The 12,483-nt window shown below is 72.5% G+C and carries 12 protein-coding genes; 5 read left to right on the forward strand and 7 right to left on the reverse strand.

Going from position 1 to position 12,483, the window contains the following annotated elements:
• Window positions 1-28: 28 nt before the first annotated feature.
• From C1N71_RS10190 to C1N71_RS10220, 7 genes are read right to left on the reverse strand one after another with little or no spacing between them, the layout of a single operon-like run.
• The gene (locus C1N71_RS10190; protein ID WP_137756295.1) at window positions 29-1,174 is read right to left on the reverse strand and encodes an ABC transporter substrate-binding protein; all 1,146 of its coding nucleotides are present in this window, start codon (window positions 1,172-1,174) and stop codon (window positions 29-31) included.
• A gap of 9 nt (window positions 1,175-1,183) precedes the next feature.
• Complete coding sequence (locus C1N71_RS10195) at window positions 1,184-1,945, reverse strand: ABC transporter permease (protein ID WP_137756296.1); 762 nt, start codon at window positions 1,943-1,945, stop codon at window positions 1,184-1,186.
• Window positions 1,942-2,751: an ABC transporter ATP-binding protein gene (locus tag C1N71_RS10200; RefSeq protein WP_137756297.1), complete on the reverse strand. Its 810-nt coding sequence runs from the start codon at window positions 2,749-2,751 to the stop codon at window positions 1,942-1,944. The genes C1N71_RS10195 and C1N71_RS10200 overlap by 4 nt, the downstream gene beginning before the upstream one ends.
• The gene (locus tag C1N71_RS10205) at window positions 2,748-3,611 is read right to left on the reverse strand and encodes an ABC transporter permease (RefSeq protein WP_137756298.1); all 864 of its coding nucleotides are present in this window, start codon (window positions 3,609-3,611) and stop codon (window positions 2,748-2,750) included. Before C1N71_RS10205 ends, C1N71_RS10200 begins: the two co-directional genes overlap by 4 nt.
• On the reverse strand, window positions 3,608-4,624 hold the full coding sequence (locus C1N71_RS10210) for a TIGR03842 family LLM class F420-dependent oxidoreductase (RefSeq protein ID WP_137756299.1): 1,017 nt from the start codon (window positions 4,622-4,624) through the stop codon (window positions 3,608-3,610). The genes C1N71_RS10205 and C1N71_RS10210 overlap by 4 nt, the downstream gene beginning before the upstream one ends.
• A gap of 9 nt (window positions 4,625-4,633) precedes the next feature.
• Window positions 4,634-6,070 (reverse strand): dihydropyrimidinase, encoded by a 1,437-nt coding sequence (gene hydA, locus C1N71_RS10215; RefSeq protein WP_137756300.1) that lies wholly within the window; start codon window positions 6,068-6,070, stop codon window positions 4,634-4,636.
• A gap of 10 nt (window positions 6,071-6,080) precedes the next feature.
• Entirely contained in the window at window positions 6,081-6,929 is an 849-nt protein-coding gene (locus C1N71_RS10220; protein WP_137756301.1) for a nitrilase-related carbon-nitrogen hydrolase, read from the reverse strand.
• A gap of 160 nt (window positions 6,930-7,089) precedes the next feature.
• Here C1N71_RS10220 and C1N71_RS10225 point away from each other — a divergent pair, with 160 nt between their 5' ends.
• The 5 genes from C1N71_RS10225 to C1N71_RS10245 all read left to right on the forward strand — a co-directional run bounded on the left by C1N71_RS10225 (window position 7,090) and on the right by C1N71_RS10245 (window position 11,360).
• Window positions 7,090-7,755 carry a hypothetical protein gene (locus tag C1N71_RS10225; RefSeq protein ID WP_137756302.1) on the forward strand — a complete coding sequence of 222 codons (666 nt, stop codon included), beginning with the start codon at window positions 7,090-7,092 and terminating at the stop codon, window positions 7,753-7,755.
• Window positions 7,756-7,901: 146 nt separating this feature from the next.
• Entirely contained in the window at window positions 7,902-8,879 is a 978-nt protein-coding gene (locus tag C1N71_RS10230; protein ID WP_137756303.1) for a putative F420-0 ABC transporter substrate-binding protein, read from the forward strand.
• 28 nt (window positions 8,880-8,907) lie between these two features.
• Complete coding sequence (locus C1N71_RS10235) at window positions 8,908-9,924, forward strand: putative F420-0 ABC transporter permease subunit (RefSeq protein ID WP_137756304.1); 1,017 nt, start codon at window positions 8,908-8,910, stop codon at window positions 9,922-9,924.
• Complete coding sequence (locus C1N71_RS10240) at window positions 9,921-10,709, forward strand: ABC transporter ATP-binding protein (protein WP_137756305.1); 789 nt, start codon at window positions 9,921-9,923, stop codon at window positions 10,707-10,709. Before C1N71_RS10235 ends, C1N71_RS10240 begins: the two co-directional genes overlap by 4 nt.
• Window positions 10,710-11,069: 360 nt before the next feature.
• Window positions 11,070-11,360 (forward strand): GIY-YIG nuclease family protein, encoded by a 291-nt coding sequence (locus tag C1N71_RS10245; protein ID WP_137756306.1) that lies wholly within the window; start codon window positions 11,070-11,072, stop codon window positions 11,358-11,360.
• The last annotated feature ends 1,123 nt before the right edge of the window (window positions 11,361-12,483 follow it).

The following is a 12,483-nucleotide window of genomic DNA, read 5'->3' on the forward strand; positions in this document are numbered from 1 at the left end:
CCGCCCCTCCCACGCTAGGACATGCGGCCTACTGGCCGCCCTCGTTCAGGGTGACCTCGATGGGCTCGTAGTCGGCGCCGGTCACGTCGACCCCTTCGTCCTCGAGGTTCGCGATCGCCTGCTCGACGTACGTCGTGTCGTACGCCGTGTCCGGCGGGTCGGTCGTGATGACGGTCGAGCCGTCCTGGTTCGGCGTCGACAGCGAGATCTCGACCGTCTGGTCCCACGCGTCCTGGTCGAGCATGCCGATGCCGCCGGGCGACGGCCAGATGAGCGCGTTGACCTCGTTCACCATCCACAGCTGGTGGCTCGCGCCGAGCTGGCTGCCGGCGTCGACGACGATCTGCGCCGCCTCCTCGGGGTTGTCGCGCGCGTAGATCCAGCCCTCGAGCGACGCCTCGAGGAAGGCGACGGTCGTCTCCTGGAACGCCTCGTCCTGCAGCGCCTCCGTGTTCGCCCAGATCGCGTCCTGCAGCATGGCGACGCCGACCTCGTTCCAGTCGATGACCGTGAAGTCGTCGGCCGTGTAGAGCTCGCCCGTGTCGGGGTCCACCGTCTCGAGCAGCTGCGCGTACTCGTTGTACGACATCGCCTGCGCCGCGTCGATGTCGCCGGAGAGCAGGCCCGACATGTCGAACGCCTGCTGCACGAGCGTCGCGTCGGTCATGGGATCGAGGCCCGCCTCGCCCATGCCCGCGAAGAGCTCGAACTCGTTGCCGAAGCCCCACGAGCCGACGTTCCGGCCGGCGAGGTCCGCGGGATCCTCGATGCCCGCATCGGCGAACGACACCTGGAGGGTGCCGGAGCGCTGGAAGATCTGACCGACGTTCGTGATGCCGGCACCGGCCTCGATCGAGGCGAGCGCCTTCGGCACCCAGGCGATCGCGAAGTCCGCCTGGCCGTCGGCGAGCACGGTCTGCGGCACGATGTCGGCACCGCCCTCCTGGATCGTCACGTCGAGGCCGTGGTCCTCGTAGAAGCCCTGGTCGATCGCGGCGTAGTAGCCGGCGAACTGCCCCTGGGCGAACCACTGGAGCTGGAGGGTGACGGGCGTGAGCCCGTCGGCGCCCTCCTCGGGTGCGTCGTCGCCGCCGCTCGAGCAGGCGCCGAGCACGAGCGCGGCGGCGCTCGCGGCGGCGAGGACGGCGAACGCCCTGGTGGATGTGCGGTGCATGGGTCTCCCCTATCTCACGGTGCTGGTCGCTCGAGCGCGGGAACGCTCGAGCAGGAGGGTGGCGCAGTAGAAGATCAGGCCCAGCACGACCGCGGCGAGCACGTAGCTCCACGCGCGGGCGTAGCCGGATTGGGCGGCGGCGGAGGCGATGCGCGAGCCGAGGCCGTTCTGGAGGCCGCCGAAGTACTCGGCGACGACCGCCGAGATGACGGCGAGCGACGACGCGACGTTGAGGCCGGTGAAGACGTACGGCAGGGCGCCCGGCAGCGTGAGGTGCCACGTGACCTGCCACCCCGACGCGCCGTTCGCCCGCAGCAGGTCGCGGTGCACGGGATCCGAGCGCCGCAGGCCGCGGAGCGTGTTCACGAAGATCGGCACGAAGGCGGCGATCGCGACGACGACCTGCCTGGGCGTCTCGCTCGCGGCGCCGAACATCGTGCCGAGCACGGGCGCGAGCGCGACGATCGGCACGACGGCGATCGCGGCGACGAGCGGCTCGACGATCGACTGCAGCCAGCGGATGCGCGAGGCGAGCGCCGCCATCGCGATCGCGAGGATCGCTCCGCCCACGAGGCCCACGAGCGCGTTCGTGCCGGTCGCGAGGCCCGCCTGCACGAGGCCGGGCAGGATGATCGCGACCTGCGCGCCGATCGCCGACGGCGCCGGCAGCAGGTACGGCGGGATGTCGAGCAGGGCGACCGCCGCCTCCCAGACGACGAGCAGCACGACCCCCAGCGCGATCGGCGCCAGCACCCGTGCCGCGGCGCTCATCGCGTCTCCACCCCGCGCGCAGCCGTCCCGTCCGGGGCGGCCTCGGGGCCGTGCAGCGCCTCGCGCACGGCCGTCACCGACGCGAAGAACGCGTCGGCCTCGCGGATGTCCTCCGCCGCATCCATCCGCCGGCGCTCGATGGCGATGACGTCCGTGATGCGCCCGGGCCTGGGCGACATGACGACGACGCGGTCGGAGAGGTACACCGCCTCGGGGATGGAGTGGGTCACGAACACGACGGCCGCCTCGGTCTCGGCCACGATGCGCCGCAGCTCGCCCTGCAGCCGCTCGCGCGTCATCTCGTCGAGGGCGCCGAAGGGCTCGTCCATGAGCAGCAGGCGAGGATGCTCGGCGAGGGAGCGGGCGATCGCGACGCGCTGCTGCATGCCGCCGGAGAGCTGGTCGGGATGCCGGTCGGCGAACTCGCCGAGGCCGACGAGCTCGAGCAGCTCCGTCGACCGCGCGCGTCGCGCGGCGGCCGCGACGCCGTGCAGCTGCAGCGGCAGCTCGACGTTCTGCCGCACGGTGCGCCACGGCAGGAGGCCCGCCTGCTGGAAGGCGATGCCGTACGCGTGGTCGAGCCGCGCCGCCCGGGCGCTGCGCCCGAAGACCGACACCTCCCCCGCCGTCGGCTCGTCGAGGTCGGCGACGAGCCGCAGCAGCGTCGACTTGCCGCAGCCCGACGGGCCGATGAGCGAGACGAACTCGCCGTCCGCGACCGTGAGGTCGACGGTGTCGAGCGCGCGCACCTCGCCCCGCCGCGTCGCGAACACCTTGGTCGCGCCGCGCACCTCCACCGCGGTCATGCCGCCTCCAGTCGTCGGTAGCGGGCGAGCGCGAGCCCCGCGAGCGAGACGAGCCCCGCCACGGCGAGGCCCATGAGCACGGCCCCGAAGATCGGCGACCACCCGCGCGCCGGGTCGGACGAGCCCGCCTGCGCGTACTCGACGATGAGCCGACCGATGCCGCCGCGCGACCCCGTCGAGACCTCCGCCACGACGGCACCGACGATCGCAGCGGCCGCGCCGAGGCGCAGCGCGCTCAGCGCGTACGGCACGGCCGAGGGCATCCGCAGGTAGCGGATCGTCGACCACCAGGACGCGCCCTGGGACCGCAGGAGGTCGACCTGCGCCGCCGTGGGCGACTGCAGGCCGCGCAGCGTGCCGACCGCGACGGGGAAGAAGGCGAGGTACGAGGCGATGACGGCGACGCTCATCCACCGCTCCCACCCGTCGATGCGTCCGCCCCACGACACGACGATCGGCGCGAGGGCGATGAGGGGCACGGTCTGGCTGAGGATGAGCCACGGCAGCATCGCCGCCTGCGCGATCGGCAGCGCCTGCATGACGAGCGCGAGGCCGACGCCCACGACCGCGCCGACGAGCAGCCCGGCGAGCGCCGTCGCCGCCGTCGTGAGGCACGCGGCGAGCACCGCCTGCACGACGAGCTCGTCGGAGCCGCCGCGCACCGGCGCGAACGCGCGAGCCGCCATGTCCCACACGTGCGGCATCGCGAGGTCGGTCGTGCGCGGCAGCACCGACACGTCGCCGATGCGCCACCCTTCGGCCGGGCCGAGCGCCTTGTACGCCTCCCACAGCGCCGCGAGCGCCAGCACGCCGACGAGCCCGAGCAGGACGGACCGGACGAGCGGGCGCGCGCGAGTCACGACTTGGCCACCACGTGCTCGGAGAGCGCGGGGATGATGCGCTCGCCGTACAGCCGCAGCGTCTCCTCCTTGTCGTCGTGCATGACGTAGGCGGCGAACTGGTCGACGCCGAGGTCGGCGAGCGCGCGCAGCTTCGCGATGTGGTCGTCGACGGTGCCGAGGATGCAGAAGCGGTCGACGATCTCGTCGGGCACGAAGTCGACGTGGTCGTTCTCGGCCCGGCCGTGGCTGTTGTAGTCGTAGCCCGTGCGCCCCGCGATGTAGTCGGTGAGCGCCTGCGGCACCGCGCCCGAGTCGCCGTAGCGGGCCACGATGTCGGCGACGTGGTTGCCGACCATGCCGCCGAACCACCGCGACTGGTCGCGCTGGTCGGCGACGTCGTCGCCGACGAACGCGGGGGCTGCCACGCAGATCGTCATGTCGTCCGGGTCCCGCCCAACGTTGGCGGCCGCATCCCGCACCGCCTGGATCATCCAGCGCGCGATGTCGACGTCGGCGAGCTGCAGGATGAACCCGTCGGCGACCTCGCCGGCGAGCTGCAGCGCCTTCGGCCCGTACGCCGCGACCCACACCTCGAGCTGCGACCCCTTCGACCACGGGAACCGCAGCGTCGCGCCATTGTGCTCGACGCTGCGCGACGAGCCGAGCTCGCGGATGACGTGCACGGCCTCGCGCAGCGTCGCGAGGGTCGTGGGCGCGCCGTTCGTGACCCGCACCGCCGAGTCGCCGCGGCCGATGCCGCACACCGTGCGGTTGCCGTACATCTCGTTGAGGGTCGCGAAGACGCTGGCCGTCACGGTCCAGTCGCGGGTCGCGGGATTCGTGACGAACGGCCCGACCGTGACCTTGCGCGTCGCGCCGAGGATCGCGGAGTGCAGCACGTACGGCTCCTGCCACAGCAGGTGGCTGTCGAACGTCCACACGTGGGTGAACCCGTGCGCCTCGGCGAGCTGCGAGAGCTGCACGACGCGCGCCGACGGCGGGTTGGTCTGGAAGACGGCTCCGAAGTCCATGCCCGCCCCCTACGCCAGATACTGCGACAGGCCGCGCTTGACGAAGCGCCCGTCGCCCTTGGATCCGAGGTACGCGCCCTCGTCGACGATGACCTTGCCGCGGGAGAGCACGGTGTCGACGTGTCCGTCGATCTCGTACCCCTCCCAGGCCGAGTGGTCCATGGCCATGTGGTGCGTCTTCTCGACGCCGATCGACGTGTGGCCGTTCGGGTCGTAGATGACGACGTCGGCGTCGGCGCCCGGCTGGATGACGCCCTTGCGGCCGTGCATGCCGAACATGCGCGCCGGCGTCGTCGACGTGAGCTCCACCCAGCGCTCGAGCGTGATCCTGCCCGTCACGACGCCCTGGTACATGAGGTCCATCCGGTGCTCGATCGACCCGATGCCATTGGGGATGGCACGGAAGTCGGTGAGCCCGAGCGTCTTCTGGTCCTTCATGCAGAACGGGCAGTGGTCGGTGGAGACCATCTGGATGTCGTTCGTGCGCAGCGCCTGCCACATGTGGTCCTGGTGACCCTCCTCGCGGCTGCGCAGCGGCGTCGAGCACACCCACTTCGCACCCTCGAACTCGCCCCACTCGCCGCTCGTCGCGCCCAGCTGCTCCTCGAGCGAGAGGTACAGGTACTGCGGGCACGTCTCGCCGAAGACCTGCTGGCCGGCGTCGCGCGCCATCGCGAGCTGCTGCACCGCCTGCTTCGCGCTCACGTGCACGACGTAGAGCGGCGCGCCGGTGTAGTTGGCGAGCATGATCGCGCGATGCGTCGCCTCCTCCTCCATCTGCCATGCGCGGGCGATGCCGTGGAAGTACGGCGCCGTCTTGCCCTCGGCGACGAGCTGCTCGGCGATGACGTCGATCGCGGGGCCGTTCTCGGCGTGCATCATCGTCATGAGCCCGGTGTCGGCCGCGACCTGCATGGCCTTGAGGATCTGCGCGTCGTCGGAGTAGAAGACGCCCGGGTAGGCCATGAAGAGCTTGAAGCTCGAGATGCCCTCGTCGACGAGCCCGCGCATGGCGGCGAGCGAGTCGTCGTCGACGCCGCCGACGATCTGGTGGAAGCCGTAGTCGACGGCGCACTCGCCCGCCGCGAGCTCGTGCCACGCGGCGAGGCCGTCCTGCACGCGCTCGCCGGTGCGCTGCACGGCGAAGTCGACGATCGTCGTCGTGCCGCCCCATGCGGCGGCGCGCGTGCCGGTCTCGAAGGTGTCGGAGGCGAACGTGCCGCCGAACGGCAGCTGCATGTGGGTGTGCGCGTCGATGCCGCCGGGGATGACGTAGCGCCCCGTCGCGTCGATCACGCGGTCGACGGATGCGGCGAGGTCGTGCCCGAGCAGCACGGAGCCGGGCTCGAGCACGGCGCGGATGATCTCGCCGTCGATGAGCACGTCGGCGGCGGCGCGACCCGTGGAGGAGACGACGGTGCCGCCGGTGATGAGCGTGGTGGTCATGCCCGTCCCCCTACGGCTGCGCGATCCGCGTGTACGAGTCGGGTCGGCGGTCGCGGTAGAACTGCCAGTCGTCCCGCATCTCCTGGACCATGTCCATGTCGAGGTCGCGCACGAGCAGCTCCTCGTGCTCGCTCGAGCCGCGCTCGCCGACGAAGTTCCCGCGCGGGTCGATGACCTGGCTCGTGCCGTAGAAGTCGACGGCGAGGTCGCCGTACTCGTTGTCCTCGCGGCCGACGCGATTGGGCTGCAGCACGAAGTAGCCGTTCGCGACGGCGGCGGCCGGCCCCTCGACCTCCCACAGGCGGTTCGAGAGCCCCGGCTTCGTCGCGTTGGGATTGAACACCATGTGGGCGCCGTTCAGGCCGAGCTCGCGCCACCCCTCCGGGAAGTGGCGGTCGTAGCAGATGTAGGTGCCGACCTTGCCGACCGCGGTGTCGAACACCGGGTAGCCCTGGTTGCCGGGGCGGAAGTAGAACTTCTCCCAGAAGCGGTCGAGATGCGGCAGGTGGTGCTTGCGGTAGGTGCCGAGCACCGTGCCGTCCGCATCCACGACGACGGTCGTGTTGTAGTACACGCCCGTCTGCTCCTCCTCGTAGATCGGCAGGATGGAGACCATGCCGAGCTCCTTCGCGAGCGCGGCGAAGCGCTGCACGATGGGGCCGTCGACGGGCTCGGCGTAGCGGTAGTACGCCTTGTCCTGCGTGATGCCGAAGTAGGGCCCGTAGAACAGCTCCTGGAAGCAGATGACCTGCGCCCCCTGCTCGGCGGCCTCGCGTTGGAACGCCTCGTGGCGATCCAGCATGGACTCCTTGTCGCCCGTCCACGTCGTCTGGGTGATGGCTGCTCTGACCGTGGTCACGTGACCCTCCGCTCCCTTGCGTTGACTCTGAGGGTCGCGCGTTTCGGCGACGTTTCGCCAGAGTCACGATCAGGATCGTGACCCGATCGTGCCCCGCGCCGCGGGATCCGCGGTCGTCCGCTCCCGGCTGTCGTGCAGTCGCCGCAGCTAGCCTCCGACCATGCGTACGACGCCGATCGTCCTCGCGGCCGCGACCGTGGCCATGCTGCTCGCGGGATGCGCGACCCCGGCGCCCGCGCCGACCCCCGAGCCGAGCGCGGCGCCGTCTCCGACCGCATGCGCGACGTCGCAGATCGACGTCGAGGTGCCCGACCTCCTCGTCACCCCGGCGATGCTCTGCGACGTCGACGGTGCGGCCTGGCGGGTCTCGCTGTTCCAAGCGATCGTCGAGATGCCCGGCGATCCCGATCGCGACGCCGTCTGCGACCTCGAGATGGCCGCCTTCTACGACGCCATCGAGCCAGCGCGCGCGGGCTCGATCACGCTCGAGGTCGCCGAGCCCGCGACGTCGAGCCACGGCACGATCGCCGTAGCCGCGTTCGACTCGGGGGGCGCCCAGGCCATCGCGTCGCTCGACGCGTTCGTCGCAGCGTGCGCCCCGCCGACGGGCACCTGGACGCCGCTGTCGGAGCAGGGGTGGACGGGGATCGAGGCCTCGCTGTCGAGCGATCCCGACTTCCACGATGGGCGCACCTACTGGATCGTCGTCGACGACCGGTTCGCCGTGGTGCAGGCGCGCCCGTCGAGCGGGCGTCTCGCCACCGATCTGGAGGACGACGTCGCGACGGTGCTGGGCGAGCAGCGACGGCTGCTCGAGGACGGCTAGCCCCCGGCCGTCGCTGCGCGCCGACGCCGCCCAGCACGACGCTCGGCACTGCACGTGCGGGATAGGATCGACCCTGCGCCGGGCACCATCTCCGCGCGCGAACCCTTCATCCACGTTCGCGCCAGCATGCCCGGAAGGTCCTCTCCATGCGTCGCTCCCTCCCCGCCGTCGCCCTCGTCGCCGCGCTCGCCCTCGCCGGCTGCGCGTCGAGCCAGTCGCCCGCGTCGTCCTCCTCCCCCGCGCCGTCGGCATCCGCATCCGCCGAGGGCGTCACCGTGTCGAACTGCGGGTTCGACGCGACGTTCGAGACGCCGCCCGAGCGCGTCGTGACGATCAAGTCGACGACGACCGAGGCGCTCATCGCGCTCGGTCTCGGCGACCGCATCGTCGGCACCGCGTTCCAGGACGGCCCGCTGCCCGACTCGCTGACGGTCGACGAGCCGCTGCCCGTCATCGACGAGCGGATGCCGGGCGCCGAGTCGGTGCTCGAGCTCGAGCCCGACCTGATCTTCTCCGGCTGGGAGTCGGCGTTCGCCGCCGACGCCGTCGGCACGCGCGACGAGCTCGCCGACCTCGGCGTCGGCACCTACGTGTGGCCGACGGCGTGCATGAGCGCCGACGCACCCACCGAGGTGACCTTCGACGACATCGCAGCCGAGGTCGAGCAGCTCGCCGACATCTTCGACGTCGACGCCTCGGGCGTCGTCGCCGACCAGCAGGAGATGCTCGACGGCATCACCGCCGACGACCGCGGCCTGAGCGCGCTGTGGTGGTCGTCGGGCACCGAGACGCCGTACGTCGGCGCCGGGCAGGGCGCGCCGGAGCTCATCCTCGAGACCGCGGGGCTCACGAACGTCGCGAGCGACCTCGAGGGCGGATGGTCGCCGTACGGCTGGGAGTCTGTGCTCGCCGCCGACCCCGACGTCATCGTCATCGTCGACAGCGCCTGGAACACCGCCGACCACAAGATCGACTACCTCGAGTCCGACCCCACGCTCTCGCAGCTCACCGCCGTGCAGCAGCATCGCTACGTCATCGTGCCGTTCGCGGCGTCGGAGGCGGGCGTGCGCACGGCCGAGGCGGCGGCATCCGTGGCGCTGCAGGTCTCCGAGATCGCGCTCTGACGCGCGGAACGGTCGCGCACGGATGCGGATGACGGCGAGACGCGGGCGCGTCGCGGTCGCCGCGATCGTGCTCGCCGTCGCGACGCCGCTGCTCGCGACGCTCGCGGTCGTGCTCGGTGCGGCCGACCTGTCGTTCGGCGACGTGTGGGCGACGATCGGCGCGCACCTGGGCCTCGGCGAGCCGGTGCTGTCGCGCATCGACGACGGCATCGTGTGGCAGCGTCGCGTGCCGCGCGTGCTCGTCGCGATCGCGTGCGGCGCAGGCCTCGCGGTGTGCGGCGCGGTCATGCAGTCGGTGACGCGGAATCCGCTCGCCGATCCCTACCTCCTCGGGCTGTCGTCGGGTGCGTCGCTCGGCGCCGTGTGCGCGCTCCTGCTCGGCGTCGCGGTGCCGCTGCCGGTCGCCGCGTTCGCCGGCGCCGCGCTCGCGCTGGCGATGACGATCGGGCTCGCGACCGCCATCGGCCAGGTGACGCCGACGCGCACGGTGCTCGCGGGGCTCGCCGTCTCGTCGATGCTCGGCGCCGTCACGAGCCTCGTGATCTTCTGGACCGTCACGGGCGACTCGTACCGCGAGATCCTCGGCTGGCTCATGGGCACGCTCGCCGCGGCGCGCTGGCCCGCCGTCGGGCTCACCTGGGCGGGCGTCGTCGTGATCGTCGTGCCGATCGCGCTCGTCGCGCGCCGCCTCGACGCCTTCGCCTTCGGCGACCGGCACGCGGCATCCCTCGGCATCGATCCTGGTCGCACGCGCATCCTGCTCCTCGGCGCGACGGCGCTGCTCACCGGCATCCTCGTGTCGGTGTCGGGATCCATCGGCTTCGTCGGCCTCATCGTGCCGCACGCCGTGCGACTGCTCACGGGGCCGGGGCATCGATCGCTGCTGCCGCTGTCGGCGCTCGCGGGCGGCATCGTGCTGCTCGCCGCCGACACGATCGCGCGCACGGCGTTCGAGCCGCGGGAGCTGCCGGTCGGCATCGTCACGGCGCTCGTCGGCGCGCCTGCGTTCGCGCTCATCCTGCTGCGGCAGCGGAGGTCGGCGTGAGCGGGTCGAGCACTGCGAGCCTCGTCGCGTCGGGGCTCGTCGTCGAGGTCGATGGCACCCGCATCCTGCACGGCATCGACCTCGCGGTGCCGTCGACGGGGCTCACGGCGCTCGTCGGGCCGAACGGCTCGGGCAAGTCCACCCTGCTGCGGCAGCTGTCGGGCGTCGAGTCGCCGAGCGCGGGCACGGTGCGGCTCGGCGAAGACGACCTGCACGCGCTCGGTCGTCGCGAGCGCGCACGCCGCATCGCGGTCGTCGAGCAGGAGGCGGCGAGCGAGCTCGCGCTCACGTGCCTCGAGGTGGCGCTGCTCGGTCGCATGCCGCATCAGGGACTGCTGGGGTCGACGAGCCGCGAGGATCGCACGATCGCGATGGATGCGCTCGCCCGCGCCGGGGCTGCCGCGTGGGCCGATCGCTCGTTCGCGTCGCTCTCGGGCGGCGAGCGCCAGCGCGTCAGGCTCGCCGCGGCGCTCTCGCAGGAGCCGCGCATCCTCGTGCTCGACGAGCCGACGAACCACCTCGACGTGCGCGCGTCGCTCGAGACGATCGCGCTGCTGCGCGCGCTCGCCGACGACGGCGTCACGGTCGTCGCGGCCCTGCACGACCTGACGCTCGCCGGCTGGGCGGATCACGTCGCGCTGCTGGCCGACGGGCGGCTCGCGGCTGCCGGACCGGTCGCCGACGTGCTGACGGCGGAGCGCATCGCCGAGGTCTACGACGTCCGCGCGCACGTCGGCCCCGACCCGCTGACGGGTCGCCTCGCCGTGACGGTCGCGCTCCCCTAGCCACCGTCCCACCCGACAGCGCCTTCTGAACCGCTCCCGCTCCCGCTGCGCCCGCGCCCACCCGAACCGCTCCCGCTCCCGGTCCGACCGCGCCCACCCAACCGCTCCCGCTACGGCCGAGCCCACCCAACCGCTCCTCGAGGTGCGAGCGAAGCGAGCCTCGAAAGGAGCACCGCTCCCGCACGACCCGACCCCTCCCAACCGTTCCCGCTCCCACTCCGACCGCGCCCACCCAACCGCTCCTTGAGGTGCGAGCGAAGCGAGCCTCGAAAGGAGCACCGCTCCCGCACAACTCGACCCCGTCCACGACTGCCCGGCGACTCGCGGCATCGGTGACCGCCCGAGCGCACGATGATCTGCATGCCCCACGTCTACATGCTCCGATGCGCCGATGGCTCTCTCTACGTCGGCAGCACGCGCAACCTCGACGCGCGGATGCAGCAGCACGCCTCCGGCAAGGGCGCGGTGTACACGTCGAGCCGCCTGCCCGTCGAGCTCGTGTGGGCCGCGGAGTACGAGCGCGTCGACGAGGCGTGGGCGATGGAGCGTCGGCTGCACGGCTGGGGGCGAGCGAAGCGGGAGGCGCTGATCCGAGGGGACTGGACCGCGATCTCGAGGGCGTCGAGGCGTCGAGGGCCGGCGGACGTCTAGGCGTGGATCCGCTGTGGGCTCCCTTCGAGGCTCGCTCCGCTCGCACCTCACGGAGCGGTTCCGTGGCAGCGCGGCCATGCGGCGGAGCGGTCGCGGGGGCACCGCTCGCGGTCCCCTGCGGGCTCCCTTCGAGGCTCGCTCCGCTCGCACCTCACGGAGCGGTTCTGGGGCAGAGCGGTCATGCGGCGGAGCGGTCGCGGGGGCACCGCTCACGATCCGCTGCGGGCTCCCTTCGAGGCTCGCTCCGCTCGCACCTCACGGAGCGGTTCCGTGGCAGCGCGGCCATGCGGCGGAGCGGTCGCGGGGGCACCGCTCGCGGTCCCCTGCGGGCTCCCTTCGAGGCTCGCTCCGCTCGCACCTCACGGAGCGGCTCTGTGGCAGAGCGGTCATGCGGCGGAGCGGTCGCGGGGGCACCGCTCGCGGTCCCCTACGGGCTCCCTTCGAGGCTCGCTCCGCTCGCACCTCACGGAGCGGTTCCGTGGCAGCGCGGCCATGCGGCGGAGCGGTCGCGGGGGCACCGCTCGCGGTCCCCTGCGGGCTCCCTTCGAGGCTCGCTCCGCTCGCACCTCACGGAGCGGTTCTGGGGCAGAGCGGTCATGCGGCGGAGCGGTCGCGGGGGCACCGCTCACGATCCGCTGCGGGCTCCCTTCGAGGCTCGCTCCGCTCGCACCTCACGGAGCGGTTCCGTGGCAGCGCGGCCATGCGGCGGAGCGGTCGCGGGGGCACCGCTCGCGGTCCCCTGCGGGCTCCCTTCGAGGCTCGCTCCGCTCGCACCTCACGGAGCGGCTCTGTGGCAGAGCGGTCATGCGGCGGAGCGGTCGCGGGGGCACCGCTCACGATCCGCTGCGGGCTCCCTTCGAGGCTCGCTCCGCTCGCACCTCACGGAGCGGTTCCGTGGCAGCGCGGCCATGCGGCGGAGCGGTCGCGGGGGCACCGCTCGCGGTCCCCTGCGGGCTCCCTTCGAGGCTCGCTCCGCTCGCACCTCACGGAGCGGCTCTGTGGCAGAGCGGTCATGCGGCGGAGCGGTCGCGGGGGCACCGCTCGCGGTCCCCTACGGGCTCCCTTCGAGGCTCGCTCCGCTCGCACCTCACGGAGCGGCTCTGTAGCAGAGCGGTCATGCGGC

Source organism: Agrococcus sp. SGAir0287 (assembly GCF_005484985.1).
Lineage (GTDB): Bacteria > Actinomycetota > Actinomycetes > Actinomycetales > Microbacteriaceae > Agrococcus.

Coding starts and splice junctions, on each gene's coding strand:
- C1N71_RS10200 (WP_137756297.1), bottom strand. CDS start 2,751: ATGACCGCGGTGGAGGTGCGCGGCGCGACCAAGGTGTTCGCGACGCGG.
- hydA (WP_137756300.1), bottom strand. CDS start 6,070: ATGACCACCACGCTCATCACCGGCGGCACCGTCGTCTCCTCCACGGGT.
- C1N71_RS10210 (WP_137756299.1), bottom strand. CDS start 4,624: ATGGACTTCGGAGCCGTCTTCCAGACCAACCCGCCGTCGGCGCGCGTC.
- C1N71_RS10230 (WP_137756303.1), top strand. CDS start 7,902: ATGCGTCGCTCCCTCCCCGCCGTCGCCCTCGTCGCCGCGCTCGCCCTC.
- C1N71_RS10190 (WP_137756295.1), bottom strand. CDS start 1,174: ATGCACCGCACATCCACCAGGGCGTTCGCCGTCCTCGCCGCCGCGAGC.
- C1N71_RS10245 (WP_137756306.1), top strand. CDS start 11,070: ATGCCCCACGTCTACATGCTCCGATGCGCCGATGGCTCTCTCTACGTC.
- C1N71_RS10235 (WP_137756304.1), top strand. CDS start 8,908: ATGACGGCGAGACGCGGGCGCGTCGCGGTCGCCGCGATCGTGCTCGCC.
- C1N71_RS10195 (WP_137756296.1), bottom strand. CDS start 1,945: ATGAGCGCCGCGGCACGGGTGCTGGCGCCGATCGCGCTGGGGGTCGTG.
- C1N71_RS10225 (WP_137756302.1), top strand. CDS start 7,090: ATGCGTACGACGCCGATCGTCCTCGCGGCCGCGACCGTGGCCATGCTG.